General features: G+C 71.8%; 23 protein-coding genes and 1 tRNA gene. 19 read left to right on the top strand and 5 right to left on the bottom strand.

The window, feature by feature from the left end; genetic code table 11:
- Positions 1-18: 18 nt before the first annotated feature.
- The 8 genes from CFK38_RS06490 to CFK38_RS06525 all read left to right on the top strand — a co-directional run bounded on the left by CFK38_RS06490 (position 19) and on the right by CFK38_RS06525 (position 8,377).
- Positions 19-1,401, top strand: a complete 1,383-nt coding sequence (locus tag CFK38_RS06490) for an MFS transporter (protein ID WP_096802348.1) — start codon at positions 19-21, stop codon at positions 1,399-1,401.
- 101 nt (positions 1,402-1,502) lie between these two features.
- Positions 1,503-2,240 (top strand): DUF4396 domain-containing protein, encoded by a 738-nt coding sequence (locus CFK38_RS06495; protein ID WP_096802349.1) that lies wholly within the window; start codon positions 1,503-1,505, stop codon positions 2,238-2,240.
- A 126-nt stretch (positions 2,241-2,366) separates the two neighbouring features.
- Complete coding sequence (locus CFK38_RS06500) at positions 2,367-2,825, top strand: hypothetical protein (RefSeq protein WP_096802350.1); 459 nt, start codon at positions 2,367-2,369, stop codon at positions 2,823-2,825.
- A 219-nt stretch (positions 2,826-3,044) separates the two neighbouring features.
- Complete coding sequence (locus tag CFK38_RS06505) at positions 3,045-4,862, top strand: BCCT family transporter (RefSeq protein ID WP_218192349.1); 1,818 nt, start codon at positions 3,045-3,047, stop codon at positions 4,860-4,862.
- A 17-nt stretch (positions 4,863-4,879) separates the two neighbouring features.
- Positions 4,880-5,683 carry a creatininase gene (locus tag CFK38_RS06510; protein ID WP_096802351.1) on the top strand — a complete coding sequence of 268 codons (804 nt, stop codon included), beginning with the start codon at positions 4,880-4,882 and terminating at the stop codon, positions 5,681-5,683.
- A 127-nt stretch (positions 5,684-5,810) separates the two neighbouring features.
- On the top strand, positions 5,811-7,067 hold the full coding sequence (locus CFK38_RS06515; protein WP_096802352.1) for an aminopeptidase P family protein: 1,257 nt from the start codon (positions 5,811-5,813) through the stop codon (positions 7,065-7,067).
- Between the two features lie 84 nt (positions 7,068-7,151).
- A complete protein-coding gene (locus tag CFK38_RS06520) occupies positions 7,152-7,568 on the top strand; it encodes a cupin domain-containing protein (RefSeq protein ID WP_096802353.1) in 417 nt (138 codons plus the stop codon).
- A gap of 41 nt (positions 7,569-7,609) precedes the next feature.
- Positions 7,610-8,377: an IclR family transcriptional regulator gene (locus CFK38_RS06525; protein ID WP_096802354.1), complete on the top strand. Its 768-nt coding sequence runs from the start codon at positions 7,610-7,612 to the stop codon at positions 8,375-8,377.
- A gap of 97 nt (positions 8,378-8,474) precedes the next feature.
- Here the strand turns inward: CFK38_RS06525 and CFK38_RS06530 are convergent, their stop codons facing one another.
- Positions 8,475-9,194 carry a winged helix-turn-helix transcriptional regulator gene (locus tag CFK38_RS06530; RefSeq protein WP_096802355.1) on the bottom strand — a complete coding sequence of 240 codons (720 nt, stop codon included), beginning with the start codon at positions 9,192-9,194 and terminating at the stop codon, positions 8,475-8,477.
- Positions 9,195-9,346: 152 nt separating this feature from the next.
- Here CFK38_RS06530 and CFK38_RS06535 point away from each other — a divergent pair, with 152 nt between their 5' ends.
- The 3 genes from CFK38_RS06535 (at position 9,347) to CFK38_RS06540 (ending at position 10,448) form a co-directional block, all read left to right on the top strand.
- The gene (locus CFK38_RS06535) at positions 9,347-9,736 is read left to right on the top strand and encodes a cupin domain-containing protein (RefSeq protein WP_096802356.1); all 390 of its coding nucleotides are present in this window, start codon (positions 9,347-9,349) and stop codon (positions 9,734-9,736) included.
- On the top strand, positions 9,733-9,978 hold the full coding sequence (locus CFK38_RS17110; RefSeq protein ID WP_157773390.1) for a hypothetical protein: 246 nt from the start codon (positions 9,733-9,735) through the stop codon (positions 9,976-9,978). The genes CFK38_RS06535 and CFK38_RS17110 overlap by 4 nt, the downstream gene beginning before the upstream one ends.
- Before the next feature lie 179 nt (positions 9,979-10,157).
- A complete protein-coding gene (locus tag CFK38_RS06540) occupies positions 10,158-10,448 on the top strand; it encodes a hypothetical protein (protein ID WP_096802357.1) in 291 nt (96 codons plus the stop codon).
- A gap of 97 nt (positions 10,449-10,545) precedes the next feature.
- Here CFK38_RS06540 and CFK38_RS06545 read toward each other — a convergent pair.
- Positions 10,546-10,618: transfer RNA gene (locus CFK38_RS06545), tRNA-Arg, on the bottom strand.
- 72 nt (positions 10,619-10,690) lie between these two features.
- Here CFK38_RS06545 and CFK38_RS06550 point away from each other — a divergent pair.
- Entirely contained in the window at positions 10,691-12,124 is a 1,434-nt protein-coding gene (locus CFK38_RS06550; protein ID WP_096802358.1) for a nitrilase-related carbon-nitrogen hydrolase, read from the top strand.
- Between the two features lie 46 nt (positions 12,125-12,170).
- Complete coding sequence (locus CFK38_RS06555; RefSeq protein ID WP_245851247.1) at positions 12,171-12,824, top strand: copper resistance CopC family protein; 654 nt, start codon at positions 12,171-12,173, stop codon at positions 12,822-12,824.
- Positions 12,825-12,934: 110 nt separating this feature from the next.
- Here the strand turns inward: CFK38_RS06555 and CFK38_RS06560 are convergent, their stop codons facing one another.
- Positions 12,935-13,141, bottom strand: coding sequence for an antitoxin (locus CFK38_RS06560; RefSeq protein ID WP_096802359.1), 207 nt, complete (start codon positions 13,139-13,141; stop codon positions 12,935-12,937).
- Between the two features lie 165 nt (positions 13,142-13,306).
- Between CFK38_RS06560 and CFK38_RS06565 the strand changes: the two genes are divergently transcribed.
- The 5 genes from CFK38_RS06565 to proC all read left to right on the top strand — a co-directional run bounded on the left by CFK38_RS06565 (position 13,307) and on the right by proC (position 21,116).
- A complete protein-coding gene (locus CFK38_RS06565) occupies positions 13,307-14,161 on the top strand; it encodes a DeoR/GlpR family DNA-binding transcription regulator (RefSeq protein WP_096802360.1) in 855 nt (284 codons plus the stop codon).
- 104 nt (positions 14,162-14,265) lie between these two features.
- The gene (locus tag CFK38_RS06570) at positions 14,266-18,939 is read left to right on the top strand and encodes a DUF4011 domain-containing protein (RefSeq protein ID WP_157773391.1); all 4,674 of its coding nucleotides are present in this window, start codon (positions 14,266-14,268) and stop codon (positions 18,937-18,939) included.
- The gene (locus tag CFK38_RS17115; RefSeq protein WP_157773392.1) at positions 18,936-19,172 is read left to right on the top strand and encodes a hypothetical protein; all 237 of its coding nucleotides are present in this window, start codon (positions 18,936-18,938) and stop codon (positions 19,170-19,172) included. The genes CFK38_RS06570 and CFK38_RS17115 overlap by 4 nt, the downstream gene beginning before the upstream one ends.
- Before the next feature lie 71 nt (positions 19,173-19,243).
- Positions 19,244-20,197 (top strand): DUF368 domain-containing protein, encoded by a 954-nt coding sequence (locus CFK38_RS06575; RefSeq protein ID WP_096802361.1) that lies wholly within the window; start codon positions 19,244-19,246, stop codon positions 20,195-20,197.
- A gap of 25 nt (positions 20,198-20,222) precedes the next feature.
- Positions 20,223-21,116, top strand: a complete 894-nt coding sequence (gene proC, locus CFK38_RS06580) for a pyrroline-5-carboxylate reductase (protein ID WP_096802362.1) — start codon at positions 20,223-20,225, stop codon at positions 21,114-21,116.
- 229 nt (positions 21,117-21,345) lie between these two features.
- Here proC and CFK38_RS06585 read toward each other — a convergent pair whose 3' ends face one another.
- A complete protein-coding gene (locus CFK38_RS06585; protein WP_096802363.1) occupies positions 21,346-22,011 on the bottom strand; it encodes a potassium channel family protein in 666 nt (221 codons plus the stop codon).
- Between the two features lie 95 nt (positions 22,012-22,106).
- Complete coding sequence (locus CFK38_RS06590) at positions 22,107-23,522, bottom strand: TrkH family potassium uptake protein (RefSeq protein WP_096802364.1); 1,416 nt, start codon at positions 23,520-23,522, stop codon at positions 22,107-22,109.
- 143 nt (positions 23,523-23,665) lie between these two features.
- On the opposite strand from CFK38_RS06590, the gene CFK38_RS06595 reads away from it, so the two are divergent.
- The gene (locus tag CFK38_RS06595; RefSeq protein ID WP_096802365.1) at positions 23,666-24,958 is read left to right on the top strand and encodes an acetoin utilization protein AcuC; all 1,293 of its coding nucleotides are present in this window, start codon (positions 23,666-23,668) and stop codon (positions 24,956-24,958) included.
- The last annotated feature ends 65 nt before the right edge of the window (positions 24,959-25,023 follow it).

Raw genomic sequence — 25,023 nt, forward strand, 5'->3', positions numbered from 1 at the left:
ATAGAGAGGCGGACGACGATGTCCACTGCTTCCCAGGACGCAGCCACCCCGGCCGACGGTTCCCCCGACGCGGAATCCCAGAGCATGAGCGGGCGCTCGCGGGCCAACGACGGCACCGGCGTCACCCCGCAGACGCGACGCAAGGTGGTCGTCGCCAGCTTCATCGGCAACTTCGTCGAATGGTTCGACTACGCCGTCTACGGCTATCTCGCCACCACGATCGCTGTCGTCTTCTTCCCGGAGAGCGACCCGCGCGTCGCCCTGCTGTCCACCTACGCGCTGTTCGCGATCTCCTTCCTCATCCGTCCCATCGGCGGCTTCTTCTGGGGCAACCTGGGGGACCGGGTCGGTCGGCGGACGGCGCTCGCCTGGTCGATCCTGATCATGTCCGGCGCGACCTTCCTCATCGCCCTGCTGCCCTCGTATCAGGCCGTGGGGTTCTTCGCCCCGCTGCTCCTGCTCGTGCTGCGCCTCGTGCAGGGCTTCTCCGCCGCCGGTGAGTACGCCGGCAGCTCCGCCTTCCTCGTGGAGTACGCACCGCCGCGCCGACGGGGCATGTATGCCGCGGTGGTCCCGGCGTCCACCGCCTCGGGCCTCCTCCTCGGCTCGCTGATCGCCTCGCTGCTGAGCGTGACGCTGACCGATCCCCAGATGGAGTCGTGGGGATGGCGCCTGCCGTTCCTGCTCGCAGCGCCGATGGGCCTGATCGGCCGGTACATCCGGAACAAGCTCGAGGACACCCCCGAGTTCCAGGCCCTGGCGAAGGGCGACGACGTCGTGAAGGCGCCGACCAAGCAGCTGCTGGTCACCTACTGGCGCACCGGGCTGCTCGCCTCCGGCGCGGTCCTGCTCAACGCCGTCGGCTTCTACATGATCCTCAGCTACATGCCGGTGTACATGTCGACCGAGCTCGGCCTGAGCGATACCCGCGCCTACATCGCCACCACGGTCGCGCTGTTCACCTATATCGGTTTCATCTTCCTCACCGGCCTGCTCTCGGACCGCTTCGGGCGGCGGAAGGTGCTGATCAGCGCCTCGGTGAGCTTCATCGTGCTCACCGTGCCGGCGTTCTTCCTGCTGGAGACCGATTCCTTCCTGGTGATCCTGCTGGTGCAGGTGCTGCTGGGCGCGATGCTCACCCTCAACGACGGCACGCTGCCCAGCTTCCTCGCCGAGCTGTTCCCCACCGAGGTCCGGTATTCCGGCTTCGCCGTCAGCTTCAACCTGTCCAATGCGATCTTCGGCGGCACGGCTCCGTTCGTCGCCACGCTGCTGATCGGGATGACCGGCAGCACGATCGCCCCCGCGTGGTATCTCATGGCCGCGGCCGCGGTCTCCCTGATCGCGGTGCTCATCGCGCGCGAGACCGCCCACCACGACCTGCGGCGTCAGGCCGCCTGATCCCCGCTGGTGCGGCCCGCCGCGTCCCCTGAGGGCTTCCATCGCGCGGCGGTTCTCGAGAGGATCGGGGGAACCAGAGGATCCGATCCGGGGAGGCGCAGATGAGCACGCCGCTCACGAACGCCGACATCCCGACCTGGGTCACGGGCATCGCGATCGTGTCCCTCGCGCTCGCGATCATGTGCGCCGGCTGGGTCGCCGTCGACGTCGTGCGCAGACCCCAGCAGATGGGCGTGATGAACGTCGTGTGGCCGGTGGTGATGCTGTTCGGCAGCGTCGCCTGGCTGGCGTTCTATCTCCGGTTCGCGCGGGAGGGCTCGTCCCCGCGGGCCTCGGAGCAGGAGCACGAGGGGCAGGGGCGGGGCCGCGCCGCGCGGATCGTCTCCACCGCGACCGGGACCAACCACTGCGGTGCGGGCTGCACGCTGGGCGACCTGGCCGCCGATGTCCTGATGGCGCTGTTCCCCGCGCTCGTACCGGTCGCGCTGCTGCATCACGAGGTCTACGGGGGCTGGATCGTCGGCACGGTCCTGGCCTTCGCCTTCGGGGTGGTCCTGCAGTACTTCGCGATCGCCCCCATGCGCCAGCTGGGTCTCGCCCAGGGGCTCCTCGCGGCGCTGAAGGCGGACGCGGCATCGATCGCCGCCTGGCAGGTCGGGATGATCGGGTTCATGGCGATCGTCCAGCTCGCCGTGCTGCCGCTATGGCTCGGCGGGCATGCGCCGCCGTCGACCCCCGCCTACTGGTTCTTCATGCAGATCGCGATGGTGATCGGCTTCCTGTGCAGCTACCCGGTCAATGCGTGGCTGATCCGACGAGGGGTCAAGGAGCCCATGTGAGCGCCGCGGCCGCCCCGGCGGAGGCGCCGCTGGACAGCCGCCCCGTTCTGCGGCAGGGTCATCTGCAGTGACGCCGTGGACGGCATCCGGGCGCGCGAGCGGTCGTGGAGCGGAGGAGATGCGGCGATGCCGAGACGAACGACCGGCACGACCGCGCAGGCGGGTCTCTACGTCCGCGAGCTGCGCAGGTCGCTGCGGAACAACTCCGGCGCCTTCGGCTACTCGGTCATGATCACCAGCACCATGGCGATGCTCAGCAGCATCGAGGGCAGCCCGCGACCCACCCACATCGTGCTCTTCCTGCTGGGCGCCGTCGCGAGCTTCGCCCTGATCGAAGCCGTCGCGACCCGCGCGTTCACGCGCTCCCTGGAGGACGAGGACACCGCGGTCATCGCTCTCGGGGCCTCGTTGAACCTGTTCTCGATCGCGGGAGGCGTGGGCGTGGCGGCCGGACTCGCCGTCCTGCTCCCGGAGACCGCCTCGTGGCTGCTCGCCCCGTTCGCGGCGTCGGTCACCTACGTGCTGGTCACCGCGGTCGAGATGGCTGTCGCGCGACGCATCGAGGAGAGGCGCCGGGTCGAGTGAGCGCCGGGGCGCCCGGATCCCGACGGGCGCTCTCCCCTCGGCCGGGGCCGAGTCGTCGACGATCGTGCAGGGGGGCCGGCGACGGGTTGACCGTGAGGCCGGTCACTGCGAGGATGTGCCGCAACCAAGTTGCCCATGATGCAACAGTTCGTCGGAAAGAGCTGCGTCCCGTCCCCTCCGAGGCGCCAGCCCACAACAGCGCCGTTGGAGGACGTCCAGATGTCTACATCCGATTCCACAGACCACGAGAGCTCTCCGCCCGACGGCGACCGGGAGTCGGTCGAGACCGGGCCCGCCGCCACGGCCACCGAGGAGGGTTCCGAGGCCGAGCGCGGCAGCACCGTCGTCCTCCCGCGCTTCCGGGGCCGGCTGATCCCGCCGCTGGACCGCGGGATCATCATGGTGCTGCCACCGCTGCTGATCCTCGCCGCGGTGATCGCGGTGATCGTGGACCCGGACGGCGCCGCCGCGGTCATCGGCCGCCTGCGCACCTTCGTCACCGGCGGCTTCACCTGGTGGTTCGTCGCCTATTCGCTGCTCGCCTTCGGCGTGTGCACCTGGCTGTGCCTCAGCCGGATGGGCTCGATCCGGCTGGGCGGTCCCAAGGCCCGGCCCGAGCACGGCAAGTTCGCCTGGTACTCCATGCTCTTCGCCTGCGGCCAGGGGATCGGCCTGATCTTCTGGTCGATCGCCGAGCCGATCCTGCTGCGCGAGGGCGCCCCGGTGGTCGAGGAGGCCGGCAACCCCGGCCAGGCCGGCATCGTGTGGACGTACTTCCACTGGGGGCTGACGGCCTGGGCCATGTACTGCGTGGTCGCCATCTGCCTGGCCTACTCCCATCACAACCTCGGCAAGACCCTCACCTTCCGTGAGGCGACCGTGGACCTGCTCCCGGTCCGCGTCCAGCGGCCCGCCGGTGTCGTGATCGAGCTGCTGGCGATCATCGCCACCGTGCTGGGCCTGGCGACCTCCTTCGGCTTCGCCGCCATGCAGTTCAGCTCCGGCCTCACCTCCTTCACCGGGATCCTCTCCGGCCCCACCGTCTGGTTCGTCGTCATCGTGGTCCTCGGCGGGCTCACCGCCCTCTCTGCGTTCCTGGGCGTGAACAAGGGGATGAAGCGCATCAGCGAGCTGAACTCGGTGCTGAGCATCGTGCTGGTCATCGGGGTGTTCGTCTTCGGCCCCACCGTGTACATCCTGTCGAACCTCTCCCAGACCTTCGGGTCCTTCTTCACCAGCTTCATCCCGATGAGCTTCTGGACCGGCGCGGAGGGCGCCGCCGCGCCGCTCGGGGACTGGTCGGAGAGCTGGAACGGGATCTGGACGGTCTTCATCTGGTGCTGGGTGATCGCGTTCTCGCCCTTCGTGGCCGGATTCATCGCCCGCATCTCCCGCGGCCGGACGATCCGCGAGTTCGTGCTGGGCGTGACGATCATCCCCACCCTGATCGTGATGGTCTGGGTGGCCGTGATCGGCTCGGCCGGCATCTACTACGACGACCGCTCCGGCGGCAGCGTCTCCGCCGACGTCGCCGAGAACACCTCCGCCGGTCTCTTCTCGATGATCGAGATGATCCCCGTGGTCGGCGGCCCGCTGCTGGTGATCGCGACGATCCTGGTGGCCACCTACTACGTCACCAGCCTCGACTCGGGCACCTACGCCCTCGCCGAGTTCGTCTCGGCCCCGAAGAAGTCCGGTCCCCTGTTCCGGGTGGTCCTGGTCGCCAGCATCGGCACCGTCGCGGTCCTGCTGCTCGCGCTCGGCGGCGTGAACGTCGTCGACACCGTCCAGACCGGCACCATCATCGGCGCCTTCCCCTTCTCCTTCGTGATCCTGCTGATGATCATCAACCTCGTCCGCCGCCTGCGCTCCCGCAACAAGTCCGTGCGCCAGCTGGAGAAGGACATCAACGATCCGGGCCATCGCGCGGAGGACGAGACCATCGACTCCGACGGGATCCCCCGCCCCGACCCGCGTCGCGGCGTCGGAGCGGGCACCCTCACCGAGCCCCAGAGCCCCTATGCGAGAAAACCCTGACGAGAGGATGCAAGAGCGTGTCTGACACCGCAGCGCAGCAGCCGGTCCGACTGGCCCATCTGGATGCCCACCGCTATCGCGACTGGGTGGCCCGGGGCGGGGCGACCGTGATCGTGCCGGCCGGGGCCTTCGAGCAGCACGGCCCCCATCTGCCGATGGGGACCGACGCCCTGCTCTCCACGACGATCGCCGAGGCGGTGGCGGGCAGGACCGGGGCGAAGGTCGCCGAGCCCTTCGCCTACGGCTACAAGTCCCAGCAGAAGTCCGGCGGAGGCGACCACCTCCCCGGCACCATCAGCCTGGACGCCGCCGCCCTCATCGCGCAGGCGCGCTGCGTGCTCGCGGGCTTCCTGTCCCAGGGCGTGGAGAACCTGGTCGTGCTCAACGGGCACTTCGAGAACTACCAGTTCCTCTACGAGGCGGCGGATCTCGCGCTCGGCGACGTCCGGGCGGCCGGGGGCGGGGGAGGGGCGGCGCCGTCGGTGCTGCTGCTGTCCTACTGGGACTTCGTCTCCGAGGAGACCCTGGCAGAGGTGTACCCCGGCGGATTCCCCGGCTGGGACATCGAGCACGGCGGCGTCCTGGAGACCTCGCTGATGCTGCACCTGCGCCCCGAGCTGGTGGACATGGAGCGCGCCGTGAGCCATCCGGCGGCGAGCCTGCCGCGCTTCGATCGGCTGCCGGTCGTCGCCGAGCGCACCCCGGAGACCGGGTGCCTCTCCGCCCCCGACGGCTCCGATGCCCGCAAGGGGGAGCTCCTGTTCGAGCAGGTCACCGAGGATCTCGCGACGGATCTGCGCCGGGAGCTCGGCACCTCTTGACGTGACCCGCCGCACGGCACACAATGAGTGCAACACGGTTGCGCTGAATGCAATTCAGGAGCTGTGAGGCAAAGACGCCACCGCACCCGATGGCCGCCCACCGGCGGCACCCCGATAGGAGCACCCCATGACCACCACCCCCGCCACCGCGAGCTCCGTCTCCGAGCTGGAGCGCCTGAAGACCCTGCACATCGGCGAGAAGCAGCAGCTGACGTTCTCCGACGCCGAGTTCGAGCGCCGGCTGGGCGGGCTGCGCCGGATCATGGCCGAGAAGGACCTCGACGCCGTGATCCTCACCAGCTACCAGGGCATCAAGTACTACTCGGACTTCCTGTTCACCTACTTCGGTCGCAACTACGGCATGGTCGTCACCGCCGACGACACCTGCACCATCAGCGCCAACATCGACGCCGGGATGCCCTGGCGCACCAGCTACGGCGAGAACCTCGTCTACACCGACTGGCAGCGCGACAACTTCTACTACGCGCTCCAGCAGGCCCTCGCCCAGCGCGGCGTGAGGAACCCCGGGCGACTGGGCATCGAGGACGACACCGTCCCGCAGCTCACTCGCCAGCAGCTCCAGGACACCTTCCCCGGCGCGGCGCTGGTGGACGTCTCCCAGGCCGCCATGCGCCAGCGGATGCTCAAGTCCGACGAGGAGATCGCCGTGATCCGCGAGAGCGCCCGGATCGGCGACATCGGCGGCCAGGCCATCAAGGACGCGATCCACGCCGGGGTCAAGGAGTTCGAGGTGGCGCTGGCCGGCACCCAGGCGATGACCCACGAGATCGCCCGGGCCTTCCCGCACCGCGAGATCCGGGACACCTGGGTCTGGTTCCAGTCCGGCATCAACACCGACGGCGCCCACAACTGGGCCACCACCCGGGAGGTCCAGGAGCACGACATCCTGTCCCTGAACGCCTTCCCGATGCCCACCGGCTACTACACGGCCCTGGAGCGCACGCTCTTCTTCGGCGAGCCCGATGCGGAGTCCCTGCGGATGTGGAACGTCAACGTCGAGGTGCACCGCGCCGGCCTCGAGCTGATCAGGCCCGGAGCGGTGTGCAAGGACATCGCCGCGGCGCTCAACGAGATCTACATCGGCTACGGCCTGCTGCCCAACCGCACCTTCGGCTACGGCCACTCCTTCGGCGTCCTGTCCCACTACTACGGCCGTGAGGCGGGCCTCGAGCTGCGCGAGGACATCGACACCGTGCTCGAGCCCGGCATGGTGGTCTCGATGGAGCCGATGATCACCGTGCCCGAGGGGCAGCCCGGTGCCGGCGGCTACCGCGAGCACGACATCCTCGTGGTCGGCGAGGACGGCGTCGAGAACATCACGAAGTTCCCCTTCGGCCCCGAGCACAACATCATCCCGGCCTGACCGGGCAGGGACGACGGCGGAGTCCGGTCGAGCTGCCGGGCCCGCCGTCGTCCCCGGAGGCAGCGATACCTCAGGAGGCAGTCCATGGATCCCGTCGACCGTCGAGGCCGGTACGCCGTCGAGTTCGCGATGCACGAGGGGCGGGGGCCGCTGAGCGTCGAGCACCACTTCGCGGGTGACTCGCAGCTCATGGCCGCCGTCCAGACCTGGACGCTCGGGCCCGGTGCCTGCGAGGGCATGCACGCCCACGACGACCCGCCCCTCGAGGAGCTCTACCTGGTCATGGAGGGCCGGGCCCGGATCCGTCAGGACGGCGAGAGCTTCGAGCTGGGCCCCGGCGACAGTCTCCGCAGCCCGGCGGGAACCCCGCACGACCTCGCGAACCCCGGCGAGGGACCGCTGCGGGTGGTGGTGATCTGGGGGCCTCCGGGGACCTTCGACCAGAGCGGCTTCGGCTCCTTTCGGCGGGCGCTCGAGGCCCGTCGCGCGGCGGACGCGTAGGATCCACGGACATCCAGCAGGTCACACGGAGAGCAGAGGCGATGGTCAGCACCACCGGGAACGAGAGCCCCGTGCGCAGCGGGTCCCCCGTCGCGACCGCGATGGCGATCCTGCGCTGCTTCACGGCCCAGCACCCGGTTCTCGGCGTGGTCGACATCGCCGAGCAGGTCGGGCTGCACAAGTCCTCGGTCTCTCGGATGCTGCCCACCCTCGAGGCGGAGGGCCTGGTCGAGCGCGACCCCTACTCCCAGAAGTACCGTCTCAGTCTCGGCCTGCTGCACATCGCGGGATCGCTGCTGTCCGATCTGGACATCCGCCGCGCCGCCGCGCCGGTTCTCGCCGAGGTCACCGAGGCGACAGGGGAGACCAGTTCGCTGCTGCTGTGGGACGGTGAGGCGGCGGTGACTGTGGAGCAGGTGCCCTCGAAGCGGGCTGTCAAGCACGCTGTCGAGCTGGGAACCCGGTACCAGACCCTTGCCTCCAGCTCGGTGCGGATCCTGGTGAGGGAACTCGCCGCCGGCGACCGTGCCGCGCTGCTGGAGCGTCTGAACACGAGCGAGGAGGCACTGGCGGAGCTCTCGCGCGAAGACGACGAGCGCACCACCGTCAATGACGGCCTCACAGTGCCCGACGAGGTGGGCGTCGCCGCGGCCGTCCGCGACCATCGTGGCCTCCTGGTGGGAGCGATGATGATCGCCGCGCCCCGCTATCGGGTGGACGCCACCCGGCGTGCCGAGCTCCGCACGGCCTGCGCCGACGCGGCGGCGGCCACCACGAGCCGGCTCGGGGGCGTCCCGCACGCGAGCTGAGGGGTGGGGCCGCAGCCGGCGCCGCGGACCCCGCGAAGTTCGCCCTCGCCGACCACCGGCTGTTCGTCAACGCCTTCCGGAGCGGATCGACGTCGATCTAGGTATGGGGCGACCGGGAGCCGTCGCCGATGACGGCCACGTCGCCCTGCCTGGCCACTGCTGCGAAGGGCGAGAGCCTGAGCCACTGCGGGAGCACCCGCTGAGCCTCGGCCGACCCCTCCAGCCACAGATCGCCGTCGCGCAGGGCCGTCGCCCAGCGAAGGTCGCCGCGCCACACGTGCACCATGGTCGGCAGAGCGCTGACCACTGTGACGGTGACCGGGAAGCCGGGATCGGCGTCGCACACGTCCACCAGGTCACTGCTCTCGGCGATGATCCACCACTCCCGGTGCGCGGGTTCGACGTCGGGGAACCGGAAGGCCAGCACCACCCGCCCGTCGGGCATCGCGTCATGGTCGAGGTTGCGGTGCATGTCCCACATCAGCAGCGAGGGGTCGTAGTCCTCCTCGCCGAGCTGGCTGCGCCATTGCACTCCCCACTCGCCCAGGGCACTGATCACCGGAGCCAGCGCTCTGCCGCCCGGAGTCAGCTCGTAGCGGGTGCGGTTGCCGTCGTCCAGGCGCAGCACGATTCCCGCCTTGGCCAGGCTGCGAAGTCGTTTGGAGAGCAGCGCGGGCGACATCTTGGGCACACCGCGGCGCAACTCGTTGAAGTGGTGGCTCCCGCACAGCAGCTCTCGCACGACGAGCACGGTCCACCGCTCGTCGAGCACCTCCATCGTCTTCGCGATGGGACAGAACTGGCCATATCCCGTCATGGGACCCGCCTCCTCCGATGGGATCGACACTACCCGCACGCTCCGGACCCCGCCAGGTACACATCCTGTACCAGGCCGGTACACACCGCGAACTATCGGACGGCGCGGGTCAGGGCGGATTCTGAGGGGACCAGCACCCAAGGAGGCGCATCATGTCCATCCACCTCGACGACATGCCCGTGGAGATCGACCAAGGCGACTTGCAGACCCGCTATCTGGAGCTGGGCGGGATGTCCATCCGGTACGTGCGCGTCCCGGCGGGGGCCGATATGGCTCCGCTCCTGAAGGGCCTGCCCGACGACCGCTGTCCGAGCCCCCACTGGGGGATCGTCCTCACGGGTGCGCTGAACGTGGTGCACGGGGACGGCAGCACCGAGACGGCCACCGCTGGGAGCGTCTACTACTGGCCCCCGGGTCACACGGCCACGACCGAGGAACCGGCCGAGTTCATCGAGGTCGGCCCCGTCGAGGAGATGCGCCAGTTCTACCAGCACGTGCGGGCGATGTTCTCGACGCATGAGGAATACGAGGAAAGGTCATGACCACCGCGAGAACAAGCCCCTCGAACCAGGCTCCCCACGCAGGGTACTGCGGCCCCACTGTCCCCGAGCAGGGCGGCGTCGTGCTGAACTACCTGGCCGGATACATGGCCACCCGGGTGATCCAGATCGGCATGGAGTCGGGTCTGCTGCGCGGCATCAGAACCTCACCCGGTGCCACTGCGGACGGGCTCGCTGGATCACGGCCGTGGAGGGCACGGGGCGTCCCTTCCCCACGCGCCTGATAGCCTCCGGGCTCCCGCAGGTGCCCTGACTGGAGGAGACGCTGCAGTCCGGCGGACGCATCCTCGACTCCGCATGCGGTACTGGTGCGGGCGCGATCCGACTGGCGACCACCTACCCCTCCGCGTGCGTCGTCGGCATCGACGGGGGTGCGCACTGGACCCAGCAGGCGCGGGTCGCGGTGGCCGACGCGGGACTGGACGACCGGATCGCCGAGCGCGTCGTCGCGGCCCTGCGGCCGGGCGGATGGTTCGTCATCTCGGACTTCCCGTTCCCGGTCTCCGATGAGGGGCTGCGATCAGTGCCGGGTCGGCTGATGTCGGGGGTGCAGTTCTTCGAGGCCCAGATCGACGACCAGCTGCTGCCCCGGACCGCGTACGACGACCTGCTGAGGCGGCATGACTTCACAGACCTGGGCTGGATCCAGCTGACTGCCGCCCACGCGGTGACGTTCGGGCGTCGGGCCGGGTGAGATCGAGATGGTGCGGGTCGCCAGGCCGCGGCCGATGGTGACGCTGCGGACCCGGGCCGGCCGGCGCAGGGATGCGTGGACGTGCAGGTCGAGTTCGTGCCCCCGGCGCGATTCGAACGCGCGACACCCGCTTTAGGAGAGCGGTGCTCTATCCCCTGAGCTACGGGGGCGATGCGGCCCGGACGCGCGATGCCGCGACGAAGGGCCTCGAACATGGTAGCGCGCCGTGGCAGGATCTCAGTATGTCCAGCCAGCTGCACGAGACCTCCGCCACCGTCGCCGCGATCATCCTGGCCGGGGGTGCGTCCTCGCGCCTCGGCGGCACCGACAAGACCCGTCTGCCGATCGCCGGCGCGAGCGCGCTGGAGCGGGTGCTGCGCGCCGCGCCCGTCGGCCGCCGCATCGTGGTGGGACCCAGCGGCGAGGACGGCGACGTGCTCGCCGCACGCCACGGCGCCCGCTTCGTGCTCGAGGACCCGCCGCGGTCGGGTCCGCTGGCCGCGCTCGAGCGGGGGGTCGCCGAGTTCTCCGAGGGGCCCGACGAGGCGACCGTGCTGGTGCTCGGCGGGGACATGCCGATGCTGCGCCCCGAGACCCTCGCGGCGCTCGCCGCCGCCAGCGCCGAGAGCTCGCGCGTCACCGCCCTGGAGGCCGAGGACGGCCACCTCCAGTTCCTCGGCGCCGCCTGGCCGCTGGGGCGGCTGCGCGCGGCACTGGCTGCGGTCGAGCACCCGGGCGGCGGCTGGGCCGATCTCAGCCTGCGCCGGCTGTACGCGCAGCTGGCCGATCACGAGCTGGTGACGCTGCCGGCCACCGGCGCGGAAGGCGCGGACATCGACACCCCGGATGCCCTCGCGCAGGTGCGGCGGGTGGCCGGCCCGCGCATTGCGCTGGCCCAGATCGAGGTCTCCGAGGAGCTGGCAGCCACCCTCGACACGGTGCGCACGGCGGTGGCCGAGGCGGCCGAGGAGGGTGCCCACCTGGTGCTGCTGCCGGAGGCGACCCTCACCCCCTTCGGCACGGACCTGCGCGCGGCCGCCGTCGCGCACCATGAGGACTTCGCCCAGCTGGTCCAGGAGCTCGCCGAGGACCATGGGGTGGTGGTGGTCGCCGGTTCCTTCACCCCCACCGACGACGGCCGGGTCCACAACACCGTGATCGTGCGCGGCCCGAACTGGGACCCCCACCTCGACTACCGCAAGATCCACCTCTTCGACGCCTTCGGTGCGGATGAGTCCCGCACCGTCGCGCCGGGCGATGAGCTGATCACCTTCGATCTGGCCGGCACCCGGTTCGGGGTGGCGACCTGCTACGACGTGCGCTTCCCGGAGCAGTTCACGGCGCTCGCCCGGCACGGCGCCCAGGCGATCCTGCTCCCGCTGGCCTGGAAGGACGGACCCGGCAAGCGCGAACAGCTCCAGCTGCTGCTGCGCGCCCGCGCCCTGGACTCCACCACCGTCGTCCTCGCCACGGACCAGTCGCCGCCTCCGGGCTACTCCGGCGGAGCCGCCCGGGGGATCGGCCGCAGCGCCGTCGTCGGCCCGCTGGGCCGGATCCGCCAGGAACTCGGCCGGGAGCCCGGGCTGCTGCTGGTGGACCTCGACCTCGAGGAGGTCGAGGCCGCGCGTGCCGCGCTGCCGGTGCTGCGCCACCATGTGGAGCTGCCCCGGCTGTGAGCGGAGGCACGGATCCGTGCCCGGAGAGCTGGCGTAGCCTGCTGGGGTGACCTCAGTGATCAGTCGTCCCGCAGCCCGTTCCACCTCCGCGCTCGCCGTGTGCGTCGCCCTGCTGTGCGCCGTGATGCTCGCGCTGCCGGCGCCCGCGCAGGCGCATGACACCCTGCTCAGCACCGATCCGGCCGACGGCTCCACGCTGGAGACGTCCCCCGAGGCGGTCGTCTTCACCTTCTCCTCCGACATCCTCGACGTCAGCCCGCTGGTGCGGGTCTCCGACGAGTCCGGGGAGCAGGTCGCCGAGATCACCCCGACCGTCGAGGGCCCCACTGCCACCGCGACCCTGCCCGAGCCGCTGGCGGCCGGCACCTACGACATCCAGTGGCGCGTCGTCTCGGGCGACGGCCACCCCATCGAGGGCACCCTGACCCTCACCGTCGAGCAGGGCCCGGCCCCGGAGGAGGACGCTCCCGCGGCGCCGAGCGACGGCGAGAGCGCGGAGGATGCGGAGGAATCCCCGCAGGAGCTTCCCACCGCCACCGGTCCTGTGGAAGCGCAGGGCGAGTCCGAGCCCACGGCGGAGGCGGCGGAGTCGTCCCAGCAGGAGGGCGGCCTGTCGATGCCGGTGCTGCTCGGCGGCCTCGCGGTGATCGTCCTCGCCGTCGTGGTCGTGGGCTTCGTGATAATGCGCCGCCGCGACTGACCGCTCCGGGGCTGATCCGATCCGACTCGGTATCGGGGCCCGGGACAGGCAGGAGGCCCCCGACGATCGCGTCGGGGGCCTCCTGCCTGCTCAGTCGCGAGGACCGGGGCTCAGCTGCCCTGGTTCTCCTCGCCCTCGCCGCCGTCGAGGCCGAACTTGTCGCGGGCGGCGTCCAGGCCGGAGTCGACCTGACCGTCGACATTGTCCGGGGTGCGCTCCTTGATCTGCTCACCGGCGGCGTCGAGCATCTGCTCGGCCTGCTCGGGGTTCTCGGAGGCGAGGTTCTTGGCCTTGTTCAGCGCGTCATCGAAACCCATGGCGGATGTCCTTCCGTTCGCGGAACCGCCCCGTGTCCGGAGCGACGGGGTCAACGTATGACGAGGTGGCCTCGTGTCTCAATTGTGATCCCCGCACAATCGGAATATTGACGGTTCTTGCGCGGAATCGCCCCGATTCATGACAGAGTGCGCAATACTGACTGCGTGAATCTGCGTAATCCAAGAACTGACGAAAAGGGGGCGGTGGTCCCCGGGGTCCGCACCGCGCCCAAGGATCGCAGTGCTCGGTGGGATCACGTGCTCACCCTGCTCGCCTCGACCAAGCGCCTCAGCGTCGCCGATGTCGCACGAGAGCTGGAGGTCAGCGAGTCCACCGTGCGGCGCGACTTCATGGAGATGGAGCGCGCCCAGCTCGCCCGGCGCACCCACGGCGGGATCGTCGCGGTCGACGTCGCCTATTCCCTGGCGACCGTTCCCCGCCGTGCCGACGAGGACTCCGCGCAGCGTGAGCGCGTCGCCGAACGGGCCGCCACGATGGTCGAGCCCGGGCAGATCATCGGCTTCAACGGTGGCCGCAGCACCACCGCGACCGCACGCCGCACGGTCGCCCGCCCGGATCTCGATGTCCGGGACGGCGTTCCCGGGCTGACCGTCGTCTGCGCGGCCCTGAACATCGCCACCGAAGCCGTGCTGCGCCCGTCCGTGCGCACCGTCGTCCTCGGCGGTGTCGCCGAGCCGTACTCCTTCGAGCTGACCGGACCGCTCGCCACCGCCACCATGCGCGACCTCTGGTTGGACACCATGTTCGTCGGCACCGTGGGTCTCGATGTCCATGCGGGGCTGACCTGCAACTCGGATGCTGAGGCCGGGGTCACCCGGATCATGATCGGCCACTCCCGCCGGGTGGTGGGGCTCGCCACCGCCGACAAGATCGGCCACCGCGCGCTCGCCGGCATCTGCCCGGTCTCGGTGCTCACCGACCTGGTGATGGCCGGTCCCGTCCCGGACGCGCTGCGCGCCCATCTCGAGGAGACCTCGGTGAGGCTGCACGAGGTCTGAGCTCCCGCGCCGGGCGCAGTGCCCGGCAGATGTGAGCAGGCCGGGCAGGGACGTGCGGCACGCCTGCACGGACCGGGGTCCGCGCGCCGGTAGCGTGGGTGCCCATGTGGAGTTTCCTGCGTGGGAAGAAGCGGTCGGAGCGTCCGGGTGAGGACGCGGCCCCTCGTCACGACGCCCTGTCGAGACTGGCGAGCGAGCGCCGTGAGGACCGGGCCGGGGCCGCACGAGCAACCGCGGATCAGCGCACCGCCGCCGAGGACACCGGGGGCCGCGACGACGACACCGCCCTCCGGGCCTCCCGCGCCGGCTCCGAGACGGCACGGGCGCCCGGTGGCTACGAGGTGGTCCTGGATCCGCACGCCGAGGAGATCGGTGCCGGGATCGCCCCCGGTCAGGACGAGGACGATCTGCCGGCCACGCCGCACGAGCATCGCCCGCTGAGCCGGGAGGACCGCGTCGCCGACGCGCTGGACCGCTGGTCCCAGCAGATCACCGGCGGGGTCCACGCCCCCTCCTTCCTCACCCAGATCCGGGCCGGAGGAGTGGTGCTGGACCTGACCCACTCCCATCCCTCGGGCCTGGCCCAGCTGCTCGCCGGCCGCGGCCCCACCCGTCTCTCCTCGCTGGTGCGCGAGGTCGGTGCGCTGGCCGACGCCCGCGCCCACGCCCGCTCGATCCGGGAGATCGCCGAGCGTCACGCGGAGGAGGTGGGCCTGACCACCTGCCATCTCGGCATCGGCGAGGCCGTCTGGTACCCCGAGGACGGCTCCGCACCGGTCCACGCCCCCGTCCTGGTCCGGCCGATCACCCTGCGTCTGCGCGGGAACGCCCGCGAGGACGTCGACCTCGAGGTCGACGCCACCGCCGACCTCAACCCGGTGCTGCTGCGCGCCCTGCGGGAGGCCGGGGTCGCGGTCGACGCCCGGGCACTGCTGGCCACCACCGACGGCTCCCACGGCTTCGACCCCAACCCGGTGCTCGATGCCTTCCGCTCCCTCGGCCAGCCCCTGCCCGGCTTCCGCGTGCTCCACGCCCTGGTGGTCGGGAACCTGATGGACGCCGCCGGCTCCGTCGCCGAGGACCTGGACGCCGATCGCGGCGACTGGTCGGCCTCCCCGCTGGTGGCCGCGCTCGCCGGGGACGAGACCGCCCGGGCCGTGGTCCGCGGTCAGGACTCCGAGCAGGCGGTGCCCGAGGTCCCCGAGCAGGAGCTGGTCTCCGCGGTGGACCCCGGCCACCGCGCCGTGCTGGCCCGGGTGCTCGCCGGTCAGGACCTCGCCGTCGCCACCCCGCCGGGCACCACCAGCCTCGATCTCGTGATCGACCTCGCCGAGGAGCTCAACGCCCGCGGCCGCTCCGTCCTGATCGTCTCCCAGCGTCGGCGCAATCTGGCCCAGCTGGTCGAGATCGCGAATCGTCGTGACCTCGACGAGCTCGTCTTCGACCTCTCACCGGATCCGTCCCTGCAGCGCAACGCCTCCGCGGCCCTGCTGCGCAGCCTGCGCCGCGCCGGCTCCCACGGTCTGGGCCCCGACGACACCGCCCCCGAGGAGCTCGGCGAGAGCCGCGACATCCTGGTGGGGCACGTCGAGGCGATGCACCGCCTCCAGCACCCCTGGGACGCCTCCGCGCACGATGCGATCTCGGCCCTGGCGGCACTGACGCGCCTGCACCCGGCGCCGTGCACCCGGGTGCGCCTGCGGGCCGACGTCGCCGCGCAGATGATCGGCACCGATCGGGACCGCTTCGCCGCGGCGCTGCGCGAAGCGGCCGAGGTCGGGGTGCTCAGCAGCGGGCCGGAGGTGACGGCCTGGTACGGCGCACCCATCAGCAGCGACACCCAGGCCGCCCGCGCCCAGGAGCTCGTCGCCGAGCTGCGCGAGGTGGTGCTGCCGCAGCTGCACCGGGCCTGCGCCCGCAGCGGTGGGGCGCTCGGCCTCACCGAGCCCACCAGCCTGCACCAGCTGCAGGACCGCCTCGCCCTGCTCGACCGGGTCCGCAGCCTGCTGACCACGTTCCAGCCCGCGGTGTTCTCCGCCCCGCTGGCGGATCTCGTCGCCGCCACCGCGGACAAGCGCTGGCGCGAGGAGCGCGGTGTGACCATGGGCTTCGGCATGCGTCGACGCCTGCGCAAGGACGCCGCCGCCCTGCAGCGCCCGGCAGCGCTCTCCCCGGACCTGCACCAGGACCTCGCCGAGGCCCGGCGGGTCGCCGACGACTGGCGGCGGGAGACGCTCGGCGAGGAGCCGGAGCAGGGTGCCCGCGAGGAGGCGCCGACCCTGTCGCGCCCCGCGCTGCCGGACGACCTCGACGCCGTCCATCGCGCTGCGGCCCGCTCGGAGAAGGTGCTCGACGAGCTCGCCGTGCTGCTGGACGGCACGACGTCGGGCGCGGACCTGACCCGCACCGAGCTGAGCGAGCTCGGCCACCGCATCGAGGCCCTGCACACCGATCGCGGCGATCTGGAGACCCTCCCGCGCCGCACCGAGCTGCTGCGCCGGCTCAGCTTCGACGGGCTCGGCGAGCTGGTCGAGGACCTCCGCGCCCGCCGCGTCGACCTGGAGCTGGTCGGCGCCGAGCTCGAGCTGGCCTGGTGGGGCAGCGTCCTCGAGCTGATCGCGGGTGCCGAGCCGACCATCTCGCAGTACGACGGGACCTCGCTGTCGCAGGTCGCCGAGCGGTTCCGGCGGCTGGACGCGGAGCACATCGCCCGCGCTTCCGCCCGGGTGCACGCTGCCGCCGATGGCACCAGGGTCGAGACCATGAAGGCCTATCCGGACACCTCCCGTTCCGCGATCGCGGAGCTCGCCCGGTCCTCGACGGTCTCCATCCGGGACCTCGCCGCGAAGTACGAGGACATCCTGTTCGCGGCCCGCCCGGCGTGGCTCGCCTCCCCCTACCTGGTGCCGCAGGTGATCCCGCGCGGTCGGCACTTCGACGTGGTGATCGTCGCTGACGGCGGGCGCCTGCCCACCGCCGCCGCCCTGCCCTCGATCGTCCGCGGCGAGCAGACCGTCGTGGTCGGTGACCCGCTCGAGTACGGCGGGGACTCCGCGCCGAGCCTGCTGGACGACATGCTGCAGATCGCTCCGCACGCCGAGATCCTGCGGGATCCGCACCCCGCCGCCGAAGGGCTGCGCGGATTCGCCCAGCGCCGCGCCCTGGCGGGCGAGGTCATCGCCGTCCCCAGCCCCGTCGCGCCCGAGCAGGACCGGCTGGTCGTGGTCGAGAACGGGCGGGGCCTGGTCACCGAGGGCATGGAGTACGTCGAGAGCACGGAGGCCGAGCTGCGCCGGGTGACCGATCTGGTCATCGAGCACGCCCGCACCCGCCCGGAGCGCTCGTTGGCGGTGCTGACCTTCACCGAGGACCATGCGCGCCGTCTGATGGAGCGGATCATGAACACCGTCTCGGTGATCCCTGCGCTGCGCGAGTACTTCGATCCCGGGGCGAAGGAGGTCTTCACCGTCCTGCCGGCGGACCAGGCCACCGCCGTCCTGCGTGATGACATCATCGTCTCGATCGGCTTCGGCAAGACCCCGCACGGGCGGCTGCTGCACCGCTTCGGCCCGCTCTCCGAGGCCGGCGGGCGCAAGGCGCTGGCCACCGTGATCACCCGCGCTCGCGGCCGTACCACCGTGGTCTCCGCGATCGGGGTGCAGGACCTCGACCACGCCCGGCTGCGCTCCGACGGCGCCCGTGACCTGCGCGCCATGCTCTGGGTGCTCCAGGGGGGTCCCGACGTCCCGGTGGTGCCGCACGTCGCCGCGCTCACGGGCAGCGAGGACGAGATCGCCCCGCCCGAGCTCCAGGACGCGCGTCTCTCGCCGGCCGCCGCGATCCCGCAGGAGCCGGCCGCGCCGGCAGCGCCGGCAGCGCCCACCGAGGCGGAGCCGCAGACCGGGGGCGATCCGGAGATGTCCGACGAGGACCTGGACGCCGCGATCGAGGCCGCGATGGCCCGGCGGTCCGCCGGTTCCCCGGAGAGCGCCGACCCGGCCGGCGCGGAGGCACCGGCCGAGGAGGCACCGGACGGCGAGGCACCGGCCGCCGACAAGCAGGCCGTTGACGAGCAGGCCGTGGCCGCTGACACCCCGGCCGACGGCACCGCGGCCGACGACACCGATGCCGACGACCCCGATGTCGATGCCGCCCCGGAGCCCAGGGAGCCGCGCGTCCTGGAGACCGACGCCCTGGTGCAGGACCTCGCCGACCGTCTCTTCCGTCTCGGGCTGCTGGTCGAGCGCGATTTCGGGCTGTCCGGCGACCGCATCGAGCTGGCGCTCGGCCATCCGGACATGCCCGGCCGCCTGCTGCTGGCGGTCGACACCGATGGGTCGCACTACGTCGACACCCCCAGCCAGCGCGAGCGCGACCGGCTGCGGGCCGAGCGTCTGGAGGCCGCGGGCTGGGCCACGGAGCGGGTGTGGTCGTGGGCGCTGTTCATCGACCCCGATGGCGAGGCCGAGCGGATCCGTCGCGCCGTGGACCGGGCGCTGCGCCTGGTCCAGGCCGAGGAGAGCTCGGACTCCCCGACCGGCGTGGGCACCATCCGCCACCGCCTGCCGAGACCGCAGATCCCGGCCGGCCACCCGCTGTCCTTCTACTCCAGCGACGACTTCGACGCGGTGGTGGAGTACATCTGCTCCGACGGCCGGGCCCGCCTCGAGGAGCACCTGGCCACCGAGGTGCGCAGCTTCCTCGGCTTCGAGCAGCGCTCGGTGCTGCTGGACGTCTCCGTCTCCAGCGCCATCCGCCGCTACCAGGAGCGGCAGTGAGCACCGCCGGCCCCTCCCGACCGCGGCGCCGCGTGGTGATCTCCTCGATCACCGGTGAGCCGATCCCCTGGGACGAGTCCGAGGACCCGCCGCGGGGCGGGACCGCCGCGCAGGACCGTCGGCCGATCCTCCCCGATCGCGTCGCGGAGGACGCTCCGGAGCCCGGGACCGACGAGTCCAACGACGCCCGCATCGCCGGTGACGTGCCCCCGCACTGGGGCCGCGGCGGCTGAACCGCGCATGCCGGACCCGCACGGGACGGGAGCCGAGCGGGCTTCCAGGGAGTGCTCCGTAGATTGGGGCCATGACCGACGCTGCTGCCACCTCCTCCCGTGCCCCGGTGCTCCCGCGCCGCAACCCGCTGGGCATTCTGCTGCGCGGTGCGCTGATCGGCATCGTGGAGACCGTGCCCGGTGTCAGCGGAGGCACGGTCGCACTGGTCACCGGGATCTACGACGATCTGATCGGCGCCGGCCATCACGCCGCAGCGGCGGCCCGGGTCCTGCTCACCGGCCCGGACCGGCTCGCCGGCGCCCGGAAGGAGCTGGTCGCCGTCCCCTGGCGCCTGGTGATCCCGCTGCTGATCGGGATGGTCGCGGCGGTGCTCACCGTCGCCGGGCCCATCGGGCGCCTGGTCGAGACGCATCCGCAGACGATGCGCGCGCTGTTCTTCGGCCTCGTGGCGGGGTCGGTGCTGGTGCCTGTACGGCTGTCCGGCGGCGCGTGGCGGCGGGCGGAGCTCCTCCGCTTCGGGGCCGGTGCGCTCGGGGGACTGCTGCTCAGCTCGCTGCCGGTGACCGCGCTCGAGCCGAGCCCGTGGATCGTCGCCCCCGCCGCCGCGATCGCGGTGTGCGCGCTCGTGCTGCCGGGTGTCTCCGGTTCGTTCCTCCTGCTCAGCTTCGGGCTCTACCAGCCCACGCTGCAGGCCGTCGACGAGCGCGACCTGGGGTACATCGCCTGGTTCGGGCTCTGGGCGCTCGTGGGCCTGGTGGTGATGGTGCGTCTGATGCGGCACCTGCTGGTGCGCCACCACCGCGGGACGATGGTGGTGCTGGCCGGCGTGATGATCGGTGCGCTGCGCAGCCTGTGGCCCTGGCAGGACGCGTCCGGAGGCCTGCAGGGGCCGGGAGCGCAGTGGCTTTCGCTGCTGGCCGTCGCGGTGATCGGCGTGCTCGCGGTGCAGCTGCTGGTGCTGCTGGAGGCACGGCGGGCGCCCGACCAGGCGGCGGCCGACGGCACCGACGACGCACACCGCTGAGCGCAGCTCCCGTACCCTGGTGAGCATGGCTGACACCACTGCGCAGAACCCCGATGCGACCACCCCACCGGCGTCCGGACCGGGCACCGAGCCGGGCTCGGGACCGGACCTCGCCGGGGTGCGGGTGGCCGTCATCGGAGCCGGGAACATGGGCGGTCCTGTCGTCCGCACCCTGCTCGCGGCCGGGGTGCGGGCCGAGGACCTGCGGATCGCGAACTCGAGCACGGCCAGCAGCGAGCGCGCGGCCGAGGAGCTCGGCGCGACCGCCGCCCGGACGCGCGAGGCGGCCGTCGCCGCCGCCGATGTCGTGGTGCTCGGCGTCAAGCCGTACCAGGTCCTCGACCTGCTCGCCGAGATCCGGGAGGAGCTGCCCTCCGACGCCCTGGTGATCTCCCTGGCCGCCGGCATCACCCTCGCCCAGCTCCAGCAGGCCCTGCCCGCGCAGAGCGCCGTTCTCCGGGCCATGCCCAACACCCCGATCTCGGTGGGGGAGGGCGCGGTCGGCCTCATGCGCGGCGCGGCCGTCACCGACGCGCAGCATGCGCTGGTCCACGCCCTGTTCTCCCGCGCGGGAGTCGTCGTCGACATCACCGAGGACCAGGTGCACGCCTTCATCGCCGCTGCCGGCTCGCTGGCCGGATTCGTGTTCGCGATCATCGAGGCGATGACCGAGGAGGCGGTGCGGCAGGGACTGAAGCGCGATCTCGCCGACTCCCTCGTCCAGCAGACGATCCGCGGTGCGGCCACGATGCTCCTGGAGTCCGGCACGCATCCGGCCCTCGCCAAGGCCGGGGTGTGCAGCCCCGGCGGGACCACGGCGGAGGGCTACGCGGCCTTCGAGCGGGCGGGGGTGCGCGCGGGCCTCGCCGCGACGATGTCCGCCGCCGCCGAGCGGTCACGGGAGCTCTCGCAGAGCTGAGCGGTCCGCGCCGCGACCAGCGCTCGGCCGGTGCCGGGCCGGTGCCGGGCCGGGCTGGTGCTGGGTCGGGCCGGTGCCGGGTCGGGCTGGTGCTGGGTCGGGCTGGTCGAGTACGGGTGTGGGGGCGATGGCTATGCCATATGCGCCGCAGTCCTCGCTCTCACGCCCGTACCTGACCACCGCCCTCACCGCGGCGCCGCGGGGAGGCGGCTATGCGCTCGGGGAGGGGCTACGCGCGATGCGAGAACTTCTCGATCAGCTCGGTGCGCCCGGAGACGATCAGCAGGTCATGCGCGGCCACCATCGTCTCGGGCACCGCATAGGTGAAGTCCTTGCCCGGCGACTTCACGCCCACCACGGTCACACCGAACTGCTGGCGGATGTCGGACTGCGCGAGCGTCTTGCCGTGCACCTCGTGCGGCGGGCGCATCTTCACGATCGCGAAGTCGTCGTCGAACTCGATGAAGTCCATCAGGCGCCCGTTGACCAGGTGCGCGACCCGCTTGCCGGCATCGGCCTCGGGGTAGACCACGTGGTGGCAGCCGATGCGCTGCAGGATCCTGCCGTGCGCGGCGGAGATCGCCTTCGCCCAGATCACCGGCTTGCCCAGGTCCACGAGGTTCGCCGCGATCAGCACGCTCGCCTCGATGGTGGTGCCCACCCCGACCACGGCGATCGAGAAGTTGGCGGCGCCCACCTGGTCCAGCACCTCGGGCTGGGAGGCGTCGGCCCGCACCACATGCGTGAGCTGGCCGGAGTACTTCTGGACCAGCTCCTCATCGGGGTCGATCGCGAGCACCTGGGTGCCCAGCTTCTCGAGCGTGAGGGCGATCGAGGCGCCGAAGCGGCCCAGGCCGATCACCAGCACCCCCTCATCGCGCGCGCTGCGTGGCATGTCTGCTCCTCAGGAACGGGCCCGCGGGGCTCCGCGAGCCGGGCGGGCACAGTCTAGAGCCTCGCTCGCCGGACCCGATGCTGCGATGCCGGTACTCAGCCGACGATCGGGCGCTCGTACGGGAGCTGGATCATCCGCACCCGGGAGCGGACGGCGAGCGCCGCGCCCAAGGTCATCGGCCCCAGACGCCCGACGTACATGCACACGATCAGCACCCACTTCGCCTCGTCCGGCAGGGAGGTGGTGATCCCGGTGGACAGCCCCACGGTGCCGAAGGCGGACAGCGTCTCGAACAGGGTCTGATCCAGCGTGTACGGAGTCATCCGCAGCAGCAGGAAGGTCGCCAGGAACACCACGGAGGCGCTCATGACCAGCACACCGATGGCCTGGCGGATCGTCTCGACCGGGATGCGCCGGTGGAAGACCTCCACATCCGGGTTGCCGCGGATCTCCGCCCAGATCGCGAGCATCAGTAGGGCGAAGGTGGTCACGCGGATACCACCCGCGGTGGAGCCGGAGCCGCCGCCGATGAACATCAGCAGATCGGTGAGCACCCGGGACTCGGCGGTCATCTGGCCCACGTCGATCGTGGAGAAGCCTCCCGAGCGGGGCATCACCGCCGCGAACCCGGCGCCGATCAGCTTCGTGCCCAGCGAACGGTCGCCGAGCGTCGCGGGATTCGACCACTCCAGGCCCAGGAAGCCGAAGAAGGCGATGAGGAAGAGCAGCACGGTGGTGGTCAGCGTGAGCTTCGCATGCACGCTCCACCTCCGGGGCGTGCGCAGCTTGCGCACCACCACCAGGATCACCGGGAACCCCAGCGACCCCACGAACACGGCCAGCGCGATCGGGATGGTGAAGAAGGGGTCGCCGACGTACTGCGCGGTCCCGGCCGCCTCGGGCACGAAGCCCGCGTTGTTGAAGGCGCTGATCGCGTAGAACAGGCCCAGGAACAGCGACGCCCCGATCCCGTGCTCGGTGATCACCATGTAGGGGGTCAGCGCCACGAAGGTCGCGAGCTCGAAGACGGTCGAGGAGATGAGGATGATCCTCAGCACCCCGCCGACCTCGGCGAGCCGCTCGGCCCGGGTCTCCTGGGCGGTGATCACGCGCTGGGCGAGCCCCAGGCGGTGCATCACCGACAGGCTCAGCAGCGAGGCGACGGTCATCAGGCCGAGCCCGCCGAGCTTGATCGCGATCATGATCACGGTGAGGCCGAAGCCGGACCAGTGGACGCCGGTCTCGACCGTGACCAGACCGGTCACGCAGATCGCGGAGACGGCGGTGAACAGGGCGTCGGTGAGGTCGGTGCGCACCCCGTCGGCGGTCGCGGCGGGCAGCGACAGCAGAGCGGTGAACGCCCCGATCATCCCCGTGAACACGGCCAGCGCGATCCGCGCCGGGGTGGCTCGGGTGAGCGCATGCAGCACCTGGCGCCCCGCGGTCGGCTGCTTCGGGGCGCCGAACGACCGGGTGCGCCGCCGGGTGGCGCGTCTGCCGGGTGTGCTCATGCTGCTCCTCGTGCGGTGGACCGTGACCGGCGGTCATGGTGCGCGGCAGTCTACGGCGGTTCGTCGGCCGTGCCCGCGCGGCTCACGGACACGGCGGAGATCGCGGAGGGCGGAGCGCGGGAAGCCTGGGTACCCTTTCGACCATGCCCGATGCTGCGCAGCCCTCGCCCCCCGCCGGCCCGGCCCCCCTCGGTCCGGTCGACGGGGCCGCCCCGACGGTGCCCACCGGGATCGTGTGGGACGACGCGCTGTGCGAGTACGACTTCGGGCCCTACCATCCGATGGCTCCGATCCGCCTCGCCCTCACCCGGGAGCTCGCCCGCAGCGCCGGCCTGCTGGAGCGGCCGGGCGTGGAGATCCTGTCGGCACCCGTCGCCAGCGACGCGCAGCTCGCGCAGGTGCACGATCCCGCGTACATCGACGCCGTCCGCCGGGCCTCGCGGCCGCTCGAGGAGATGAGCGCGGAGGAGCTCGACGAGCTGATCCGCTTCGGTCTGGGCGGTGATGACGTCCCGGTGTTCCCCGGGATGCACACCGCCTCGGCCAGGATCGTCGGCGGCTCCCTGAGCGCCCTCGAGGCGATCCGCTCCGGCCGGGTGCGGCGGGCGGTGCACTTCGCCGGCGGGCTGCACCACGCGAAGTCGTCGTCGGCCTCCGGCTTCTGCGTCTACAACGATGCGGCCGTCGCGATCCGCCACGCCCTGGACGCGGGGGAGGAGCGGGTGATGTACGTCGACGTCGACGTGCACCACGGCGACGGCGTGGAGCGGATGCTGTGGGACGAGCCCCGCGCGATCACGCTCTCCGTCCACGAGACCGGGGAGCGGCTGTTCCCCGGCACCGGCTTCGTCCAGGACTCCGGGGGTCCCGGCGCCCCGGGCACCGCGATCAACGTGCCCCTGCCCTCGCGCACCACGGCCGACGGGTGGGTGCGCGCGATCCGCGCCACCGTCCCCGCGCTGGTGCGGGCGGTGCGGCCCACGCTGCTGGTCACCCAGCACGGCGCGGACAGCCACCGCCTGGACCCGCTGGCGGACCTCTCGGTCTCGCTCGAGGCGCAGCGCGAGGTGATGCTGCTGATGCGGGAGCTGGCCGACGAGGTCTGCGGGGGCCGCTGGCTCGCTCTCGGCGGCGGCGGGTACGCGGTGATCGACGTGGTGCCGCGCTCCTGGGCGCATCTGGTCGCGATCGTCACCGGTGCGCCGATCGAGGCCACGGCGCCGCTGCCGGAGGCCTTCCTCGCGGCGGCCGAGGCCGCCCGCGCGGAGCACGGTCTCTCCCCGGAACCGGGGATCCTCACCTTCGGCGACGGGCATCCCGTGGCGGCGGGGGACTGGTCGCGGGGCTTCGATCCGGGGGACCCCCTGGATCGGGCGGTCCAGGCGGTGCGCCGGGCCGTCTTCCCCGACTGGGGTCTGGATCCGTACCTGGACTGATCCTCCCGGAGGCCGTTCACGCCGGCCCCTGCGTCTCCTCCTGCCACAATGACGCACGAGACACG

This window comes from Brachybacterium vulturis, assembly GCF_002407185.1.
Lineage (GTDB): Bacteria > Actinomycetota > Actinomycetes > Actinomycetales > Dermabacteraceae > Brachybacterium > Brachybacterium vulturis.

Bases quoted from the DNA above. Each gene is read 5' to 3' on its own strand.
- CFK38_RS06490 (WP_096802348.1), top strand. From the start codon at position 19: ATGTCCACTGCTTCCCAGGACGCAGCCACCCCGGCCGACGGTTCCCCC.
- CFK38_RS06495 (WP_096802349.1), top strand. From the start codon at position 1,503: ATGAGCACGCCGCTCACGAACGCCGACATCCCGACCTGGGTCACGGGC.
- CFK38_RS06500 (WP_096802350.1), top strand. From the start codon at position 2,367: ATGCCGAGACGAACGACCGGCACGACCGCGCAGGCGGGTCTCTACGTC.
- CFK38_RS06505 (WP_218192349.1), top strand. From the start codon at position 3,045: ATGTCTACATCCGATTCCACAGACCACGAGAGCTCTCCGCCCGACGGC.
- CFK38_RS06515 (WP_096802352.1), top strand. From the start codon at position 5,811: ATGACCACCACCCCCGCCACCGCGAGCTCCGTCTCCGAGCTGGAGCGC.
- CFK38_RS06520 (WP_096802353.1), top strand. From the start codon at position 7,152: ATGGATCCCGTCGACCGTCGAGGCCGGTACGCCGTCGAGTTCGCGATG.
- CFK38_RS06525 (WP_096802354.1), top strand. From the start codon at position 7,610: ATGGTCAGCACCACCGGGAACGAGAGCCCCGTGCGCAGCGGGTCCCCC.
- CFK38_RS06530 (WP_096802355.1), bottom strand. From the start codon at position 9,194: ATGACGGGATATGGCCAGTTCTGTCCCATCGCGAAGACGATGGAGGTG.
- CFK38_RS06535 (WP_096802356.1), top strand. From the start codon at position 9,347: ATGTCCATCCACCTCGACGACATGCCCGTGGAGATCGACCAAGGCGAC.
- CFK38_RS17110 (WP_157773390.1), top strand. From the start codon at position 9,733: ATGACCACCGCGAGAACAAGCCCCTCGAACCAGGCTCCCCACGCAGGG.
- CFK38_RS06550 (WP_096802358.1), top strand. From the start codon at position 10,691: ATGTCCAGCCAGCTGCACGAGACCTCCGCCACCGTCGCCGCGATCATC.
- CFK38_RS06560 (WP_096802359.1), bottom strand. From the start codon at position 13,141: ATGGGTTTCGATGACGCGCTGAACAAGGCCAAGAACCTCGCCTCCGAG.
- CFK38_RS06570 (WP_157773391.1), top strand. From the start codon at position 14,266: ATGTGGAGTTTCCTGCGTGGGAAGAAGCGGTCGGAGCGTCCGGGTGAG.
- CFK38_RS06575 (WP_096802361.1), top strand. From the start codon at position 19,244: ATGACCGACGCTGCTGCCACCTCCTCCCGTGCCCCGGTGCTCCCGCGC.
- proC (WP_096802362.1), top strand. From the start codon at position 20,223: ATGGCTGACACCACTGCGCAGAACCCCGATGCGACCACCCCACCGGCG.
- CFK38_RS06585 (WP_096802363.1), bottom strand. From the start codon at position 22,011: ATGCCACGCAGCGCGCGCGATGAGGGGGTGCTGGTGATCGGCCTGGGC.
- CFK38_RS06590 (WP_096802364.1), bottom strand. From the start codon at position 23,522: ATGAGCACACCCGGCAGACGCGCCACCCGGCGGCGCACCCGGTCGTTC.
- CFK38_RS06595 (WP_096802365.1), top strand. From the start codon at position 23,666: ATGCCCGATGCTGCGCAGCCCTCGCCCCCCGCCGGCCCGGCCCCCCTC.